General features: G+C 74.9%; 17 protein-coding genes and 1 pseudogene. 9 read left to right on the top strand and 9 right to left on the bottom strand.

Annotated features, from left to right (window positions below; all coding sequences use genetic code 11):
* Window positions 1–5: 5 nt before the first annotated feature.
* The 4 genes and pseudogenes from ACQP2P_RS26335 to ACQP2P_RS26350 all read right to left on the bottom strand — a co-directional run bounded on the left by ACQP2P_RS26335 (window position 6) and on the right by ACQP2P_RS26350 (window position 4307).
* Window positions 6–1265, bottom strand: coding sequence for an MFS transporter (locus ACQP2P_RS26335; RefSeq protein ID WP_433605062.1), 1260 nt, complete (start codon window positions 1263–1265; stop codon window positions 6–8).
* A gap of 80 nt (window positions 1266–1345) precedes the next feature.
* A pseudogene (locus ACQP2P_RS26340) lies at window positions 1346–1690 on the bottom strand (Dyp-type peroxidase); the annotation flags it as partial.
* Between the two features lie 539 nt (window positions 1691–2229).
* Window positions 2230–2964 (bottom strand): SDR family NAD(P)-dependent oxidoreductase, encoded by a 735-nt coding sequence (locus tag ACQP2P_RS26345; RefSeq protein WP_433605064.1) that lies wholly within the window; start codon window positions 2962–2964, stop codon window positions 2230–2232.
* A gap of 158 nt (window positions 2965–3122) precedes the next feature.
* Window positions 3123–4307, bottom strand: coding sequence for a thiolase family protein (locus ACQP2P_RS26350; RefSeq protein ID WP_433605066.1), 1185 nt, complete (start codon window positions 4305–4307; stop codon window positions 3123–3125).
* Between the two features lie 95 nt (window positions 4308–4402).
* Here ACQP2P_RS26350 and ACQP2P_RS26355 point away from each other — a divergent pair, with 95 nt between their 5' ends.
* Window positions 4403–5029: a TetR/AcrR family transcriptional regulator gene (locus ACQP2P_RS26355; RefSeq protein WP_433605068.1), complete on the top strand. Its 627-nt coding sequence runs from the start codon at window positions 4403–4405 to the stop codon at window positions 5027–5029.
* Between the two features lie 9 nt (window positions 5030–5038).
* Here ACQP2P_RS26355 and ACQP2P_RS26360 read toward each other — a convergent pair whose 3' ends face one another.
* From ACQP2P_RS26360 to ACQP2P_RS26370, 3 genes are read right to left on the bottom strand one after another with little or no spacing between them, the layout of a single operon-like run.
* On the bottom strand, window positions 5039–5791 hold the full coding sequence (locus ACQP2P_RS26360) for an SDR family oxidoreductase (RefSeq protein WP_433605070.1): 753 nt from the start codon (window positions 5789–5791) through the stop codon (window positions 5039–5041).
* Window positions 5792–5820: 29 nt separating this feature from the next.
* Complete coding sequence (locus ACQP2P_RS26365; RefSeq protein ID WP_433605072.1) at window positions 5821–7026, bottom strand: acyl-CoA dehydrogenase family protein; 1206 nt, start codon at window positions 7024–7026, stop codon at window positions 5821–5823.
* On the bottom strand, window positions 7026–8063 hold the full coding sequence (locus ACQP2P_RS26370) for a phosphotransferase family protein (RefSeq protein ID WP_433605074.1): 1038 nt from the start codon (window positions 8061–8063) through the stop codon (window positions 7026–7028). Before ACQP2P_RS26370 ends, ACQP2P_RS26365 begins: the two co-directional genes overlap by 1 nt.
* A gap of 93 nt (window positions 8064–8156) precedes the next feature.
* On the opposite strand from ACQP2P_RS26370, the gene ACQP2P_RS26375 reads away from it, so the two are divergent.
* Window positions 8157–8978: a TetR family transcriptional regulator gene (locus ACQP2P_RS26375; protein ID WP_433605076.1), complete on the top strand. Its 822-nt coding sequence runs from the start codon at window positions 8157–8159 to the stop codon at window positions 8976–8978.
* A gap of 82 nt (window positions 8979–9060) precedes the next feature.
* Here the strand turns inward: ACQP2P_RS26375 and ACQP2P_RS26380 are convergent, their stop codons facing one another.
* Window positions 9061–10527: an MFS transporter gene (locus ACQP2P_RS26380; protein WP_433605078.1), complete on the bottom strand. Its 1467-nt coding sequence runs from the start codon at window positions 10525–10527 to the stop codon at window positions 9061–9063.
* 52 nt (window positions 10528–10579) lie between these two features.
* Between ACQP2P_RS26380 and ACQP2P_RS26385 the strand changes: the two genes are divergently transcribed.
* The 7 genes from ACQP2P_RS26385 to ACQP2P_RS26415 are packed head-to-tail and all read left to right on the top strand — an operon-like array spanning window position 10580 to window position 15144.
* Window positions 10580–11197 (top strand): TetR/AcrR family transcriptional regulator, encoded by a 618-nt coding sequence (locus ACQP2P_RS26385; RefSeq protein WP_433605080.1) that lies wholly within the window; start codon window positions 10580–10582, stop codon window positions 11195–11197.
* 31 nt (window positions 11198–11228) lie between these two features.
* Window positions 11229–11582, top strand: coding sequence for a DNA-binding protein (locus ACQP2P_RS26390; RefSeq protein WP_433605082.1), 354 nt, complete (start codon window positions 11229–11231; stop codon window positions 11580–11582).
* A complete protein-coding gene (locus ACQP2P_RS26395) occupies window positions 11579–12514 on the top strand; it encodes a PEP/pyruvate-binding domain-containing protein (protein ID WP_433605084.1) in 936 nt (311 codons plus the stop codon). Before ACQP2P_RS26390 ends, ACQP2P_RS26395 begins: the two co-directional genes overlap by 4 nt.
* Complete coding sequence (locus tag ACQP2P_RS26400) at window positions 12511–13059, top strand: transcriptional regulator (protein ID WP_433605086.1); 549 nt, start codon at window positions 12511–12513, stop codon at window positions 13057–13059. The genes ACQP2P_RS26395 and ACQP2P_RS26400 overlap by 4 nt, the downstream gene beginning before the upstream one ends.
* 13 nt (window positions 13060–13072) lie before the next feature.
* Entirely contained in the window at window positions 13073–13948 is an 876-nt protein-coding gene (locus ACQP2P_RS26405; protein ID WP_433605088.1) for an LLM class flavin-dependent oxidoreductase, read from the top strand.
* Between the two features lie 15 nt (window positions 13949–13963).
* Window positions 13964–14395 carry an FAD-dependent oxidoreductase gene (locus tag ACQP2P_RS26410; RefSeq protein ID WP_433605090.1) on the top strand — a complete coding sequence of 144 codons (432 nt, stop codon included), beginning with the start codon at window positions 13964–13966 and terminating at the stop codon, window positions 14393–14395.
* The gene (locus ACQP2P_RS26415) at window positions 14392–15144 is read left to right on the top strand and encodes a GNAT family N-acetyltransferase (RefSeq protein ID WP_433605092.1); all 753 of its coding nucleotides are present in this window, start codon (window positions 14392–14394) and stop codon (window positions 15142–15144) included. Before ACQP2P_RS26410 ends, ACQP2P_RS26415 begins: the two co-directional genes overlap by 4 nt.
* On the opposite strand, the gene ACQP2P_RS26420 is transcribed toward ACQP2P_RS26415, so the two are convergent.
* A complete protein-coding gene (locus tag ACQP2P_RS26420; protein WP_433605094.1) occupies window positions 15107–17668 on the bottom strand; it encodes an FAD/NAD(P)-binding protein in 2562 nt (853 codons plus the stop codon). The two genes, ACQP2P_RS26415 and ACQP2P_RS26420, sit on opposite strands and share 38 nt — an antisense overlap.
* Window positions 17669–17771: the final 103 nt, after the last annotated feature.

Raw genomic sequence — 17771 nt, forward strand, 5'->3', positions numbered from 1 at the left:
GCGGCCTACTTCACCTTTCTGATCGGCAGTACGACCAGTGCACCGAGGAGCGACGCGGCACCGGCGCTGTACAACAGCAGGGTGTAATTCTGGTTCGTGGCGCTCGCCAGCGCCAGCAGCGCCGCGCCGAGCACCGGCGCGACGGTCTGCGGCAGGGCATTGGCGATGTTGAACACGCCGAGGTCCTTGCCGGCGTCGTCCGGATTGGGCAGCACGTCGATGACGAGGGCCAGGTCCACCCCCACGTAGATGCCGGAGGCCACGCCGAGCACGGCCTCGACGCCGTAGAACTGCCCGAGCGTCGTGACGTGCGACAGCGCCGCGGTGCCGGCGCCGAACAGCAGCGTCGAGCCGGCGACGAGGATCTTGCGGCGCCCGGTGCGGTCGGAGATGCGCCCGGCGATCCAGCCGCACGCGATCAGGGCGACCGTGTAGATCAGCACGCCGACGGTCACGGCGGCGGGCGCGGCCCCGGGGGACAGCCCGACCCGGTCCTGCAGGAAGTAGAGCCGGAACGTGGTGAACATGTAGGTGGCCAGCGTGATGAGGAACCGCGAGGCCCACGCGAGCGCGAAGTCCCGGTGCTCGAGCGGGTTCACCCAGAACCAGTCCTTGATCGGGGCCGGCGGCGGCCGGATGCGCAGCCGCTGGTCGGGCAGGACGACGGCGAACACCAGCATGGCCCCGACCGAGACCACGGCCGGCGCCACGAACATGATCACGATCTGGTGCTGGAAGCGCTGGGCCACGTAGGTGCCGCCGAGGATGCCGACGTTCTGGGCGATGCCGAGCAGCGCCGAGACGCTGCCGCGCTGGAAGGTCGGCACCTGGTCGGCGAGGGTGGCGATGAACGGGGCGAGGGTCGCGTTGGCGCCGAGCTGGGCCAGGCACCAGCCGGCCGTGACGACCGCGACCGACCGGCCGAGCGCCATGACGAGCAGGGCCAGGGTCATGACGACGGTCCCGGCCACGATCCACGGCCGCCGCCGCCCCCACCGTGACATGGTGCGGTCGGAGAGCCGGCCGAAGAGCACGTTGCCGACGACCGCGAACAGCGCCCCGAAGCCGGCGACGGTCCCGAGCGCGGAGGTCTTCTCGGTGCCGGGCACGATCTGCTGCACCTTGATGCCGATACCGACGATCGCGGGCCCGAGCAGCGCGACGTAGAACACGAACTGGGCGATGATGAGCCAGACGACGTAGCGCCGTCCGACCGGTCGCGTCGGCTCGGCGAACGAGTGGTGCTCGTCCCGGATGGGAACCACACGGCGCGCTACCCCCGCGCCCGCGGCCTATGCACTGCGGCGCGCGGCCCCGGGGCGCCGGCCGGCCGCGTTCGGCGCGGTCAGCCGAGGAGGGACTGGCCGATCCAGCCGCCCTCCTCGCAGCCGGGCGGGATCGCGAACACGGCCGACCCGATCGGGGTGACCCGCTCGTTGAGCAGGTCCGCCTCGGCGAGGTTGCGCTGGATGGGCAGGAACTGCCGGTCGCTGAGCACGTGCGCCCGGGCCGCGTGGGAGAACTCGGAGATGACCGGGAAGCCGAGCGCGTTCGTCGCCCGCAGGTCCAGCGGGTCGTGCTCGTGCCGTCCGGTGAGCGGGGCGCCGTCGGCGAGGCGGCGGCCGACGGCGAACTCCTTGCCCACCGTGTCCGCCGCGTCCCACGTCTCGAGCTCCGCCCGGATGCGGCGCCGGCCGCGACGGCGACCCGGCAGCCCAGCACCAGCCGGCTGTAGCCGCGCACGGTGGTGGCGAGCACCGTGTCGCCGCGCAGCGTGACGAGCGCGGCAAGGCCGCCGGCCCACAGCACGGCGGCGACGAGGGCGACGACGGCCGTGCCGGTGTGCGTGAGCACGAGCCGGCCGCGACCGCCACGGCGGCGGCGAGGACCGCCTGCGCGAGGGCGGACTGTCCCTGCGAGACCGACCACGCGAGGCTGTGCACCCCGGCGAACGTCACCCGCGACGCCGGCCGGCCGAGCAGGTCCGAGAGCGTCAGCGGCAGCAGCGCGAGGGAGGCGACGGCCCAGCCGGCCGCCCACCCGCTCGCGCGGCGCAGCATCCGGTACGCCGCCGGGCCGAGCAGCCGCCCGTCGCCGGGCAGCAGGAAGGCCGCCGTCACCGTGAAGCCGACGGTCGCCACGGCGCACACGGGACCGCCCGTGAAGTTCCCGCGATGTTCTCCGCAGCCCCGGCTCAGTGCTCGAACAGGCCCTGCATTCCGGCGGCAATCACATCGATATCCCGCCGTCGACGGGCAGGACCGTGCCGGTGATGTACCCGGCCTCGGCCGAGGCCAGGAAGGCGACGGCCGCGCACATCTCGCTCGGCGCGGCGAAGCGGCCCATCGGGATGGCGGCGGCCAGCTCCTGCTTCTTCTCCGGCGGGATCGAGGAGACCATGCGGGTCTCGGCGTTGGGCGACACGGCGTTGACCGTCACGCCGAACCCGGCCAGCTCCTTGGCGGCCGTCTTCGTGAACCCGATGATGCCCGCCTTGGCCGCGGCGTAGTTCGCCTGGCCGACGTTGCCGCGCAGGCCGGTGTAGGAGGTGACGTTGACGACCCGCCCGTACTGCTGGGCGCGGAAGTGGGCGACGGCGGCCCGGGTGAGCCGGAACGTGCCGCCCAGGTGCACCGCGAGCACGGCGTCCCAGTCCTCGTCGGTGAGCTTCCACAGCACCCGGTCGCGCAGGATGCCGGCGTTGTTGACCACGATGTCGATCCGGCCGGTGTCGTCGACCGCGCGCCGCACCGCGGCCTGCACGGCCTCGGTGCTGGTCACGTCGGTCGGCACGCCGTCCGCGCCGACGTCGGCGGCGGCCTTGGCGACCTCCTCGGCGTCGTGGTCGAGCAGGTACACGCGGGCGCCCGCGTGCCGCAGGTGACGGGCGATCTCGAGGCCGATGCCGCGCGCGGCGCCGGTCACGATCGCGGTGCGCCCGGTGAAGTCGAAGGAGACGCTCATCGGTCGGTCCTTTCTCGTGGGCTGATCTCGTGGCTGGTTGGTGTCAGAAGCCGAGCTCCCGGGCGATCAGCTCATGATCTCGTCGGAGCCGGCCGGCCATGTGCCCGCGGCCGCCGTGCGGCCGGGCGCAGCGGCCGGGGATCCCGGGCGGCGCGGCATCAGCCGACCCGCCGCAGCAGCGCCGCGAGCGCCTGGCCGCCGCCGATGCACATGGTGACGACGCCCAGTTCGAGGTCGCGGCGGACGAGGTCCCGGGCGACGCGCAGGGTCAGGATCGCGCCGGACGCGCCGACGGGGTGCCCGAGCGCGATGGCACCGCCGTACGGGTTCACCGTGTCCGGATCGAGCTTGGCGTCGCGGATGACGGCGACGGCCTGGGCCGCGAAGGCCTCGTTGAGCTCGACGGTGCCGATGTCGGAGGGCGCGGTGCCGGTGCGCTCGAAGAGCTTGCGCAGCGCGAGCACCGGCGCGTAGCCCATGAGCTCGGGCTCCATCGCCGCGGTCACCACGGCCTCGACCGCCACCTTGGCCTCGAGCCCGCGGGCGGCGGCGAGCGACGCCCGGGTGAGCACGACCGCCGCCGCGCCGTCGTTGATCCCCGAGGAGTTCCCGGCGGTGACCGTGCCGCCCTCCCGGAACGCCGGACGCAGCGCCGCCAGCGCCTCCAGCGTCGTGTCGGGGCGGGGGTGCTCGTCCTCGGACACGACCGTCACGGCCCGGCGGGTGCGCACCTCGACGGGGACGATCTCCTCCGCGAAGGCCGCGCGCGCCGCGGCGGCCCCGGCCCGCCGCTGCGAGCGCAGCGCGAACTCGTCCTGCTCGGCCCGGCCGACCCCGTAGCGGGCGGCGACGTTCTCGGCGGTGACGCCCATGTGGATGTCGTGCACGGGGTCGGTGAGCATCATCAGCGTGCCGTCGACCAGCCGCCGGTCGCCCAGCTTCCAGGAGCCGCGGACCCCGAAGTCGTAGAACGGCATCCGGCTCATGCTCTCGTCGCCGCCGGCGAGCGCGATGTCCGCCGAGCCGCAGCGGATCTGCATGGCGGCGGACCAGATCGCCTGCAGTCCGGACCCGCAGAGCCGGTTCACCGTGTACGCCGGGACGGCGGCCGGCAGCCCGGCGGCGAGGGCGACCCGCCGGGCGTTGAAGGCGTCGCCGCCGACCTGGCCGATGCAGCCCATCACGACCTCGTCGATGTCCGCGCCGGCGACGCCGCTGCGCTGGAGTGCGGCGCGCGCGGCGATCGCGCCGAGCTCGTGCGCCGGGACGTCCCGCAATGCGCCGCCGAAGTCGCCGATCGGGGTCCTCGCCCCGTCCAGCACCACGATCTTGTCGTCGGTCATGCTCCGCTCCAAACTAAGCGACCGCTTAGAAAGTTCTGGTGAACAGGTAACATGCGGACCCGGGCGCGCGTCAATGGACTGTGGAGGATCTCGCAATGACCCGTGGCACCACCGGCAACGCCCGCGGCGAGCTGGCCCGCGCCCGGCTGCTGGACGCCGCCCTGCAGTCCTTCGCCCGCCGCGGCTTCCACGGCACCGGGACACGCGACATCGCCGAGGCCGCGGGGATGAGCCCGGCCGCGGTCTACGTGCACTACCGCACCAAGGAGGAGCTGCTCTTCGAGCTCTCGCTGGCCGGGCACCGCCAGGTCCGGCAGGTGATGGACGAGGCCTTGACCGGCAGCTCGGCCGAGGCCGGACCGGCGGACCCGGCCCGGCGGCTGCGCGACGTGGTCCGGGCGTTCACCTCGTGGCACGCCCGCGCTCAGATCCACGCGCGCGTGGTGCAGTACGAGATGGCGGCGCTCAGCCCGCAGCACGCGACCGAGATCGCCGGGCTGCGGCGCGAGATCGAGTCGCTCATGCGCCGGCTGGTGACCGACGGGCGCGACGCCGGTGTCTTCGGCGTGGCGAACCCGCGCCTGGCCGCGCTCGCCATCCTCTCGCTGGGCATCGACGTGGCGCGCTGGTACCGGCCGGACGGGGCGTGGGGACCCGACGAGATCGGCGCGCAGTACGGGGACCTGGCGCTGGACCTGGTCCGCTGGACACGGGCCGGCTGACCGGCCGGCCTACACGCCGCCGCCGAGGGTGAGCCCGCCGTCGACGGTCAGGGTGTGGCCCGTGATCCAGGCGGCGTCGCCGGAGAGCAGGAAGCTGACGGCGCCGGCGATGTCCTCGGGGGCGCCGAGGCGCTTGAGCGGGTAGCCGCGCACCACCTGCTCCTCCCGGCCCTCGAAGAGCGCCGTGGCGAAGCGGGTCTTCACGACCGCCGGGGCGACGGCGTTGACCCGGATGTCCGGGCCGAGCTCGTGGGCGAGCTCCTCGGTGAGGTGGATCAGGGCGGCCTTCGACGCCCCGTACATCGCGATGTTGGGCGCGGCGCGCAGCCCGGCCACCGACGCGACGTTCACGACCGCGCCGCCGTTGGCCCCCATCCAGGCCGCGTGGACCTTCTTCACCCACTCCAGGGCGGCGATCACGTTGACCCCGAAGATCTTCGCGCTCGCCGCCGGGTCGAGGTCGAGCAGCGACCCGTACGCCGGGTTGATGCCGGTGTTGTTGACCAGGTAGTCGATGCGGCCGTACCGCTGCAGGGCCGTGGCGACGACCTCCTCCTGGCAGGCCGGGTCGTCCGCGCCGCCGGCGACGGAGGCGGCATTGTCCGGGCCCAGCTTCGCCACGGCCGCGGCGAGCGCCTCGGGCTTGCGCGCGGTGATGACGACCTTCGCCCCGTCCGCGACGAGCCGCTCGGCGACCGCCAGGCCGATGCCGCGGCTGGCGCCGGTGACGATCGCCGCCTTGCCCGCGTGGGTTGTGCTCATGACTGCCTCTCCTGATCCGTGGGTCAACCTCAGTGCTGGGCCGGGGACTCGCGCTTGAGCTCGGCGCGCGCGACGGTGCGCCGGTGCACGGCATCGGGGCCGTCGACGATGCGCAGGACCCGCGCCCAGGCGTAGAAGTAGGCGAGCGGGAAGTCGTCGCTCACCCCCGCGGCCCCGAAGACCTCGATCGCCCGGTCGATGACGGCCGTCGCGACCGCGGGCGCGGCGACCTTGATGCCGGCGATCTCCGAGCGGGCGCCACTGGCACCGTGCCGGTCGATGAGCCACGCGGTGCGCTGGACGTACAGCCGCACCTGGTCGATCTCGATGCGGGACTTGGCGAGCAGCTCCTGCACCACGCCCTGCTCGGCCAGGGTGGTGCCGAACGCGACCCGCTGCTTGCAGCGGCGCACCATCAGGGCGAGGGCACGCTCGGCCATGCCGATCGCGCGCATCGCGTGGTGGATGCGGCCGGGGCCGAGCCGCGCCTGCGCGATCAGGAAGCCGTCGCCCTCCTCGGCCAGCCGGTTGGCGACGGGGACGCGGACGTCGGTGAACGCCAGCTCGGAGTGGCCGTGCTGGTCCTGGTAGCCGAAGATCGGCAGGTGGCGCACGATCTGCAGGCCGGGCGTGTCGCGCGGCACGAGCACCATCGACTGCTGGCGGTGCGAGGCCGCCCGCGGGTCGGTCTTGCCCATGACGATGAAGATCTTGCAGCGCTCGTCCGCCACGCCGGTGATCCACCACTTGCGGCCGTTGATGACGTACTCGTCCCCGTCACGCACGATCGACAGCTCGATGTTGGTGGCGTCGGAGGAGGCGACCTGCGGCTCGGTCATCGCGAACGCCGAGCGGATCTCGCCCGCGAGCAGCGGCTCGAGCCACTGCTCGCGCTGCCGCTCGGTGGCGAAGAGCTCCAGGGTCTCCATGTTGCCGGTGTCGGGCGCCTGGCAGTTGATCGCCTCCGGCGCGATCACCGGCGACCACCCGGTGATCTCGGCCACCGAGGCGTACTCCAGGTTCGTCATGCCGCTGAGCCTGGGCAGGAAGAGGTTCCACAGGCCACGCCGGCGGGCCGAGGCCTTGAGCCGCTGCATGACCGGGGGGTAGGAGTGCTCGCCGTGCTCGCGCAGGTGCTCGTGCCACTCCCGCTCGGCCGGGAGGATCTCCTCGTTCATGAAGTCCCACATGCGCTCGCACGCGTCGCGGGCCTTGGCCGACAGCTCGAAGTCCATCACGGCGTCCCTTCGTCGAGGATGGCGAGTCCGCGGCTCGCGATGCGTTCGATCTCGGCGTCGAGGTCGCCGAACTCCTGCCCGGCCATCTGGCCGCCGGCGGCGCGCGCGGCGATCCCCTGGGCGATGCCGGCGAACTTGAAGTGGGCGAACGCGACGTACCAGTGCAGCTGGGCCAGGTCGCGGCCCGAGGCGCGCCCGTAGCGCGCGGCGACGTGGTCGCGGCCGGGGAAGCCCGGCTCCGCGGTCAGGCCCGGCGTCAGGCTGAGCCGGGGCTCGCCGCGCTCCACCCAGTAGAACAGGGTCATGCCCAGGTCGGCGAGCGGGTCACCGAGGGTGGAGAGCTCCCAGTCCAGCACGGCGTTGATCCGCGACGGGTCCGCCGCGTCGAAGATGCAGTTGTCGAGCCGGTAGTCGCCGTGCACGATCGCGGCGCGCGCCGGCTCGGGCCACTCGTGCCCGGCCAGCCGCGCGGCGAGCGCGTCGACGGCCGCGACGTCGTGCGTCTTGGCGGACTCCCACTGCCGGGTCCAGGTGCGCACCTGCCGGGCCACGAACTGCTGCGGCCGCCCGTAGTCACCGAGCCCGACCTCCTCGGGCTCGACCTCGTGGAGCACGGCGAGGGTGTCGACGAGCGCGTCGGCGACGGCGATCCGCTCGGCCGCGGTGGCGACGTGCGCCTCCAGGGCGGCGTCAGTCATCACGACGCCCGGCACCTTCTCCATCACGTAGAAGGGCACCTCGAGCAGGTCGGGCTCGCGCTGCTCGAGGACGATCGCCGCCACGGGCACGCCGGTCGCGGCCAGCGCCCGCTGCACCCGCGCCTCGCGGCCCATGTCGTGCGCGCGCGGGAGCAGGTGCCCCGTCGGCGGCCGGCGCAGGATCAGCGAGCCGGCGGCGCTGGTGAGCTCGAAGGTGAGGTTGGACTTGCCGCCGGTGATGAGCCGCGCCTCGAGGCGGCCCCACCGCTCGTCGCCGGTCACGCCCGCGAGGAGCGGCCCCAGCCGGCCCGGGCGGATCAGGTCGGTGACGTCCACGGCAGCACTATAGAACGGTCGCTCGGTGCTGGCTATTGATTCTGTTGGCGAACGCGGATGTGGGATTGGTCGCTGTTCAGCTATCCTGAACACGTGGCGGTCACGCTGGGAACCCGGATGCGGGCGGCACGACAGCGCCGCGGGCTGTCGGTGCGCGCGCTGGCGGACCGGCTCGGCGTCAGCGCGGCGACGATCAGCGCGATCGAGAACGACCGGACCGGCGTCTCGGTGCAGCGGCTGCTCCAGCTCGCCGCGGCGCTGGACGTGTCCACCGGGTTCCTGCTGCACAACGCGCCCGCCGCCCAGGCTTCCGAGGCCCCGAGGGCCTGGCGGGTCTTCGGGCCCTCGGAGGTCGACCCGGTGCTGGCCGCGGCGATCGAGGAGTTCGTCCGCGCCGGCTACCACGGCACGACCATGCGCACGATCGCGGCCCGGGCCGGGATGAGCATCCCCGGCATCTACCACCACTACGAGAGCAAGCAGGCGCTCCTGGTCCGCATCCTGGATCTCACGATGGACGAGCTCGACTGGCGCATCCGGGAGGCCACCGCCGACGCCGACGGCCCCCTCACCCGCCTGGCGCGCCTCGTCGAGGCGCTCGCGCTCTTCCACACGTCGCGGCCCGAGCTGGCCTTCATCGGGGCCAGCGAGATGCGCAGCATCGACGAGCCCGACCGCGGCCGCGTCGCGGCCCGGCGGGACGCGGTGCAGCACCGCATCGACCAGGAGATCACCCACGCCGTCGAGCGCGGCGACGCGCACACCGCCATGCCGCTGGAGACCGGGCGGGCGATCGCCACGATGTGCACCTCGCTGCCGCAGTGGTTCGACCCCGCCGGCCCGACGAGCCCGGCCGAGATCGCCCGCGAATACGCCGGCCTGGCGCTGCGGATGATCGGGGCCGAGGCGGCGTGACCGGGGCGCCGGGCCGCACGCGCGGCTCAGCGCCCGGCGGCCGGCTCCCGCCGCACCGCGGCGCGGGGGCGCACCGGCCCGGTCAGGCGGGCGCGAGGACCGGCCCGGCGCCGGGCGCCACGGGGGCGGCGCGGCGGGCGCGCAGGAAGCCCCAGACGACCAGGGCCGCGGCCACGGCGGCCAGGGTGAGGCCGGCGACGGTCGAGGCCTGCCGGAACTGCGCCGTCTGGTGGGCCGTCCAGCCCGTCGTGGCGATGTCGCCCGTGAACAGCGCGGCGAGGATCGTGCCGGTCACCGCGATCCCCGCCCCCGAGGTCACCTCGGTCGCCGTGTCGGTCAGCGCCGCGCCGATCGTGGTGCGCTCCCGCGGCAGGCCGCGCAGGACGTTCACCCCGGCGACGACACCGACGACGCGCATGCCCGCGGCCACGAGGACCAGGGCCAGGGCGACCCAGGCGTAGCCGTGGCGGCCCAGCACGCCGAAGACGGCGAGGCCGGACACGACCGCGGCGGCGCTCATCCAGGCGGCGCGGCCGAGGCCGACGCGGTCCACGAACGGGCGGATGAGCGCGCCGCCGGCGATGAGGACGACGACCTGGGGCAGCATGCCGAGCGAGGCGAGCGCCGGGGTCCAGCCCCAGTCGAGCTGCAGCTGCAGGGTCACCAGGTATCCGAGGCCGGCCGTCGCGAGCCCGGCGGCGGCCTTGAACGCGAGGCCGCTGGAGACCAGCGGGTGCGCGACGAGCCTGAGGTCCAGCAGCGGGTGCCGGGCCGAGCGCTCGCGCAGCACGAAGAGCACCGCCGCGGCGATCGCGGCGGCCGTGAGGGTCCACGGCCGCCAGTCACCGGCGCCGTCGCCGACGAACAGGGTGGGCGCGAGGAGGGCGAGGACGATCGCCGCGGTACCGAGGACGGCGCCGGCGACGTCGATCGGGTCGCGGTGCAGGTCGGCCGGGTCGTCGGGGGCGATGCCGAAGCGCACGCCGAGGAACGCGAGCGCCGCGACCGGGACGTTGACCAGGAGCAGGACCGGCCAGGGGGCGACGGCGAGCAGGAAGCCGCCGGCCGTCGGGCCGATCGCGAGCCCGATCAGGCCGACGGTGCAGATGAGGGTCGTCGCGCGGACGCGCAGGCCGTCGTCGGCGAAGAGCCGGAAGGCCAGGGCCAGCGAGCCGGGGGTCGTCATCGCGGCCGCGACGCCCATGGCCACGCGCACGGCGAGGAGCTGCTCGACCGAGCTCACGAACGCGGTGGCCAGGCCGGCGACGCCGAGCAGGACGAGCCCGGCGAGCATGACGCGGCGGCGGCCGAAGCGGTCGGCCAGCGCGCCGAAGACGAGCATCAGGCCGCCGAAGGCGACGGCGTAGGAGCCGGTGACCCACTGCAGGGCGGTGGTCGAGGCGTGCAGGTCACGGCCGATGGTGGGCAGCGCGACGTTGAGGATCGAGTTGTCGAGCATCTCGAACAGGAACACCGCGGACAACCCGGCCAGGGCCGTCCACGCTTCCCGCAGCGATCGCGGGGCGTGGTCGAATGCACGGGAGGTCATGCGTCTAAGTTAAGTGACTAAGCTTAGTCACACAACATAGTGGAGGGGTCGGATGCCCAGGACCGGCGAGCGCGGCGGACCGCTGACACGGGCGAGGATCGCCGAGGTCGCGGCCCGGCTGTTCCTCGAGCGCGGCTTCGACGCGGTGACCGTCGCCGAGGTCGCGCGGGAGGCCGGGGTCTCCAGCGTCACGGTCTTCAAGCACTTCCCGCGCAAGGAGGACCTGTTCCTGGACCGCACGGCCGAGGCCGCCGAGCTGCTGCGCTCCGCGGTCCGCGACCGGGCCGCGGGCGTGGACGTCGTGGCGTCCCTGCGCGAGCGCACGCTCGGGCTCCTTGACGCCCGCGACCCGCTCGGCGGGCTCGACGAGCGGTCGACCCCGTTCTTCGCGACCGTCGCGGGCTCGCCGACGCTGATCGCCCGGGCGCGGGAGATCGCCGCCGAGCTGCAGGAGACGCTGGCGGACGAGCTGGAGCGCGATGCGGGCTTCACGGGCGACGCGGCGCTGTTCGCGGCATTCTTCATCGCGGGGTACAGCACCATCCTCGTCGGAACCGCCCGCCGCCTCGTCGCCGGCGAGCCGCGGAGTGAGCTGCTCGACGCGCATCGGGCGCGCTTCGAGCGGCTGTTCGCGGCCCTCCACCACGGCCTGGCTTCAACAGCTTGTTGACAAACAGATTGTTGAAGTCCAGGCTGGGCGGGTGCACGAGGAACAGGAGGCGCGGCGGCGGCTGACCGAGCGCGGCGGGCGGGACCTGCCGCGACTGCCGTGGCTCGCCGACGGGCAGCCCCACGACGCCCACACGCTGATCCGGCAGGCGCTGTGGCGGGCGAACACCGACCGCGACGCGCTGGAGCTGCCCGAGGACCTGCTCGCCGCCATCGCCCTGCTTGCCGCGGCCCGGGCCGAGCTCGACCAGCTCGAGTCCGGGCTGCTCTTCGTCGCCCGCGCCGAGGGGCTCACCTGGACGCAGATCGCGCGCCCGCTCGGGCTGCGCACCGCGCAGGCGGCGCAGCAGCGGCACGAGCGCGTCCTCGGCCGGCTCGACTCGTGAGCATCGTCGCGCTCGCCGACGCCGGGGCGGAGTGCGGCGGCAAGGCCCACGCGCTCGGCCGCCTGCTGCGGGCCGGGTTCCCGGTGCCGGACGGGTTCGTGGTCGTCGGGCCGGTCGCCGCCGGGACGATCGCGTCGCGCCTCGGCGACCGGCCCGTCGCGGTGCGCTCGTCGGGGCTCGCCGAGGACTCGGCGGGGGCCTCGTTCGCCGGGCAGTACGAAACCCTGCTGAACGTCCGCGGGCACGACGTCCCGGACGCGGTCGCACGGTGCGCGGCCGGCACCGGGCGGGCGCGCGACTACGGCCGCCACCTCGGCATCGCCGAGCGGCCGGTCCCCGTGCTCGTGCAGGAGATGGTCGACGCCGACACCGCCGGGGTGCTGTTCACCCGCGACCCCCGCGACGGCCGCGACACCGTGGTCATCGACGCGGCCCGGGGCCTCGGCGACGCCCTCGTCTCCGGGCGCGTCCAGCCCGACGACGACTGCCTCTCCCCCGCCGAACGCGAACGCCTCGCCGCCCTGGGCCGCCGCTGCGCGGAGTTCTTCGGCGCGCCGCAGGACGTCGAGTGGGCGATCGCGGACGGCCGCGTCTGGGTGCTGCAGTCGCGCCCGATCACCGCGCTGGGCGCCGGCCCGGGCCGGGCGATCGGGCCGGTGCGGATCGTGCGCTCGGTGGACGACTTCGGCCGCGTCCGGCCCGGCGACGTGCTGGTGTGCCGGACCACCGACCCGGCCTGGACGCCACTGTTGCGGATCGTGGCCGCGGTCGTCACCGAGACCGGCGGGGTGCTGTGCCACGCGGCGATCGTGGCCCGCGAGTTCGGCATCCCCGCCGTCGTGGGCGTGGGCCCTTCGATTCGCCGATTCGCCGACGGCACCGTCGTGACGGTCGACGGCGCCGCGGGCACCATCACCGAGGAGCGGCCATGATGCTGGTGCTGCACGCCGTGCGGCTCAAGGGGTTCGCCGACACCGCGGCCGTCGCGGCCCGGTTCGGCCTCGACCCCGGCCGCACCGAGGACGACCTGCTCGACGCCGAGGCCTACGGCCACGTGTCGCGGTCCGCGTTCGCCGGCCTGAGCGGCTGGTCGCTCACCGAGCGCGGGCGCCGGCACAACGAGGCCCAGCTGCGCGACGAGCTCGACGGGGCGGGCGCGCGCGATGCCGTCGGCGACGTCCACGACCGCTTCGTGCCGCTCAACGCGCACGCGAACGCGGCGTTCACCGCGTGGCAGCTCGGGACCGACCGGGGCACGGACACGTTCCACGCGCTCGCCGGGCAGCTGCGCGGCCTGGAGCGCGCGCTCACCGCGCGCCTGGACCGGTTCGCGGGCTACCACGAGCGGTTCGCCACGGCGCTGGACCGCTCGGCCGCCGACCCGGCCTGGATCACCGGCATCGAGGTGGACTCGTGCCACCGCGTGTGGTTCGAGCTGCACGAGGACCTCGTCGCCACGCTCGGCATCACGCGCTGACTAGAATCGCCGGGTGCGCATCGGAGTCCTGCTGTTGCCCGCCGATCCCTGGCCGCAGACCGTCGCCCGGGCGCGGCATCTGGAGTCGCTGGGCTACGCGCACCTGTGGACCTACGATCATCTTTCCTGGCGGCGGTACCGTGACGAGCCCTGGCACGCGACGGTCCCCTGGCTGACCGGGCTCGCCGCGGCCACCTCCCGCGTCCGGCTCGGCACGATGGTGACGTCGCCGAACTTCCGCCACCCGGTGACGCTCGCCAAGGACGCGATGACCCTCGACCACATCAGCGCGGGGCGGCTCACCCTCGGCGTCGGCGCGGGCGGCACCGGCTTCGACGCGACCGTCCTCGGCGGCGAGGCACCGACGCCGAAGGAGCGCACGGCCAGGTTCGTCGAGTTCACGGAGGTGCTCGACGCCGTGCTGCGCGAGCCCGCCCACAGCCACCGGGGCCGGCACTACACCGCCGACGAGGCCCGCACCTACCCCGGCTGCGTCCAGCGCCCCCGGGTGCCGCTCGCCATCGCCGCCGCCGGCCCCCGGGCGCTCGATCTGACCGCCCGCATCGGCGAGGGCTGGATCACCTACGGCGAGCCCAACGCCGCCGACCAGTCCGCGGCCGCGACCGAGGCGGCGGTGCGCCGGCAGGCCGCGATCCTCGACGAGCGGCTGGCCGCGCACGGCCGGCCGGCCCGGGCGCTCGAGCGCTACTTCCTCGTCGGCAACACGGCGGAGCGCCCCCTGGCGAGCGTCGACGCGTTCGAGGACTTCGTCGGCCGCTACGAGCGGCTCGGCTTCACCGACATCGTGTTCCACGACCCGCGCCCGGGCGACCCGGTCTTCACCGAGGACCCGAAGGTCGTCGACGCCATCGCCGAGCGCTGCTGCTGACCGCATGGCCGCCCGGTGGCCCGGGCGGCCGCCGGGCGCTGGCCCGGCATCCGGTTCGAGACACGCGCGCTGCGCTTCCCCGGCAGCGGCCGCCTGCACGCCGACCGGGCGGTCGCGGCGCTCCAGCACGATGCGGCCGCGCGCGGCGCCGTCGTGCGGCACTCGGCCAAGGTGAGCGCGATCGAGGTCTTCGGCGAGGACAAGGTGCTCGTGCACACCGAGGGCGAGACGTACTGCGCCCGCCGGGTCGTCGCCGCCGTGAACGCCTGGGCGCCAAGCTCGTCGGCGGCCTGGTCCCGCTGCCGGCTTCAAGTTCACGCCCGCGATCGGCCGGGTCCTGGCCGACCTCGCCCTGGACGGCCCGCGCCCGGACCGCCGCTTCGCCTCGACCCGCTGATCGGAGCCCGCATGAGCAGCACTCCCCCGCCGACTACGATTCCCGGGTGAGCGACATCCTGGCGAGTGCCGGCGTCAATGCCGGCGTCAGCGCCGATCTCGACGCCGGCGTCCACGTGCTGGACCGGGCCGCGTGGGCCTCGCTGACCGGCCCGCACGCGCACTTCGCGCTCGGCTCCGGCCGGGCCCGGCGCTACCCGGCCGACGTCTCGCCCTTCGCCGCGGTGCCACCGGTGCAGGACGAGGCGGTCTGGGCCGACCTGCACGCCCTCGTCGGCCCCGGGGCGACCGTCCTGCTCGCGGGCGACCTCGCGACCCCGCCGCCCGGCTGGACGGTCGTGGCCCAGCTCGACGGCGTCCAGCTCGTCGCCACCGCCGCCCTGACGACCGCGCCGGATTTTGGTGCCGTGCGGCTGGGCGCGGCCGACGTGCCGGAGATGCTCGACCTGGTGGCCCGCACCAAGCCGGGCCCGCTGGAGCCCGGGACCTACCGGCTGGGCAATTATGTGGGTGTACGTCACGACGGCGCCCTCGTCGCGATGGCCGGCGAGCGCATGCACCCGCCGGGCTGGACCGAGATCAGCGCCGTGTGCACGGACCCCGGGCACCGCGGCAAGGGCCTCGGCACCCGGCTGGTCCGCGCGGTGGCGCACGGCATCCGCGAGCGCGGCGAGACGCCGTTCCTGCACGCGGCCGCCGACAACGTCGGCGCCATCCGGCTCTACGAGTCGCTCGGCTTCGCGCGGCGGCGCACGCTGCCGTTCACGGTGCTGCGGAGCCCCTCGGCCCCCTCGGCCTGAGCCGGTCCCGGGCCGCCAGGGCGCTGAGCAGCGTGTCGTCGATGCTCTCGCGCTGGGCGTCGCTGCCTCCGAGCCGCACCCACTCGCCCGTGCGGCGGGAGATCAGCTCGACGGTCAGCGCGTAGTCCCCGGCGAGGTAGGCGCTCAGCGCACGCACGAGCACGGCGACGAGGTCGAAGGCCGGCTCGGTGCGGGCGGTGGCGTACCGGCGCAGGGCCTCCAGCCCGTCGAGGTCCCCGGCGGCGGCCAGCGCGAGGGCGGCGTGCCAGGCGATGAACGCGGTCCGGGGCTCGCGCAGCAGCCGGCCGGGCACGGCCCCGAGCACCGCCTCGATCGGCACCGGCGACGGCGGGGCGCCGAGCACCTGGCACCGCCACAGCAGCGACGCGGAGTCGACGAGGGCCCGCACGCCGCTGACCGCCTGCGGCGACAGCGGTCCCCGCAGCCGGGCCGCGACCTCGCTCCAGCGCTGCAGGGCCACCTCGTGCAGGGCCGCGTGCCAGGAGTAGTGCGCGCCCTGGAACGCGTCGCGGCCCGGGCCCGCGATCCAGCCGTCGAGCCACTCGAGGCCGGCGCGGTGCTCGCCGGTCTCGTAGTACACGTGGCTGCGGGCGTGCGCGGCGTGGCCCCCGGCCGGGTCGGCGGCGAGGGCCCGCTCGGCGAGGTCGGCGCTCTGGGCCCACCGGTGCTGTTCCTGCCGTACGAACGCGAGGAGGCCGAGGTACCACCAGTCCTCGCCGTACACCGGAGCCAGCCGCTCGACGATGGCCCAGGCGTGCTGCGGCACCTGCGTGGCACCGCCGAACGCGATCGTCGGGACGGACGCGTTGACGACGAGGGCGTCGCGGGGGAACTCGTCGATGTGCGCGAGCAGCCCGGCCGGGTCGTTGTCCCGGACGCGGGCGGCGACGGCCTCCAGCAGGCTGGCGGTGCGGCCGTCGGTGCGCGCCCGGGCGGCCCGCTCGGCCTCGGCCAAAGCGGCGCCGGCGTCGGCGTCGATGACCCCCTCGACGGCCAGCAACGCCCGGACGGTGTGCGCGAGCGCGAACGACGGATCCTCCGCCGTCGCCGCGTCCAGGGCCTCCTCCGCGCCGCGCTGGACGCGCAGCACCCGCCGCACGGCGTCGTCGAAGTGCTCGGCGGCCCGCGCGGTGGTGAGGACCGGCAGCCCGTACTGGTCGCGGCGGACCCGGCGGGCGGGAGCGCGCCGCGGCGACGGAGTGTCGCCCAGCCGCTCGGCGAGGGCGAGCGCCTGGGCCCGGATCTCCGGCACCGCGGTGGTCTCCAGCAGCTGACCGCGGCGCGTGCTGCCGAGCGTCCACAGCCCCGGGACCCGGTTGCCGTAGGCGTCGCGCAGCTGCCCGTCGTCGGTGGTGGCCCAGCCCATCCCGAGGGCGCCGCTGGTGACGTAGCCCTCGGCGAACAGCTGCTGGATGAGCGGGTTCGTCGAGCCGGCGAGGTCGGGGTCGGGGCCGGTGGTGTTGACGATCCAGGTGCCGGGGTCGGCGCCGGCGATGGCGACCGACGGGTGCTCGGTCGTGATCGCGAGCCGCCCCTCGGCCCGCAGCCCGGCGATCGCGTCGGCGACGTCGGGCGCCATGCGGTGCCGGGCGTTGTCCCAGCGGCGCAGGTCCCGGCGCAGGAACTCGCGCCGCTCGGCCACGGGCAGCCCGGCCCAGATCGCCTGGGTGTGGGGGCGCAGGCCGTCGATCGCCGGGCGCCAGTCGCCGCACGCCGCGATCGACTCGCGGACGCGGCGGTGCACCAGCCGCCGCAGCTGCTTGACGGTGGCGGGCCGCTCGGTCCCCTCCAGCGGCATCGGCGGGCGGACCTCGCGGGTGTGGGCGAAGGGCAGCAGGCCGTTGCGGGACGTGGCGGTGATCGGGCGCCCGGTGCGGGCCGACAGCGACACGGCGACGTCGACCGCGGTCAGGCCGGTGCCGACGATGAGGACGGGGTCGTCGGGGCCGACGCCGTCGAGCGCGCCGGGCCGCCACGGGTCGGCGACGAAGCGGGGCTGCACGCGCAGGCGGCGCGGTACCCACGCCAGGGCCGGCGGCTCGATGCCGATGGCGAGCACGACCTCGGTCGCGACCACCGGGGCGGCCCCGTCGATGGTGATCGTCCACCCTTCGGGATGGCGGTGCACGCCGTTGGCCCGGCCGCGGATCAGGCGCACGTCGGCGTGCTCGCCGCCGGCCGCCTCGGCGGTGAGCGCGGCGAGGTAGGCACCGAAGGCGGCGCGGGGCGCGAAGTCGTCGCCGGTCACGCCGTCCCACCCGTTGGCGGCGAGCCAGCGGGTGAAGTGGCCGGGCTCGCCGGGCCACGCGCTCATCGCCGCGGCGCGCACGTTGAGCAAGTGGGCGGGGTCCTGCGTGCGGTAGGCGGTGCCGCTGCCGAAGTCCCCCGGGCCGCGGTCGATCAGCGCGACCCGCAGCCGGGCCGCCGCGAGCCGCGAGAGGTGCGCGAGGACCAGCGCGCCGGCCGCTCCCCCGCCGACGATCGCGACATCGACATCACTCACGGCCCCACCCTCACTGGACGCACGGCGCATATTCCCGATCGGTTGAGTATGCGATTATCCCCATCCGATCTTCAACGCTACCGCCCGCCCCGGCCGTCGGACT

This window comes from Dactylosporangium sp. CA-139114 (assembly GCF_050955725.1).
Taxonomy (GTDB): domain Bacteria; phylum Actinomycetota; class Actinomycetes; order Mycobacteriales; family Micromonosporaceae; genus Dactylosporangium.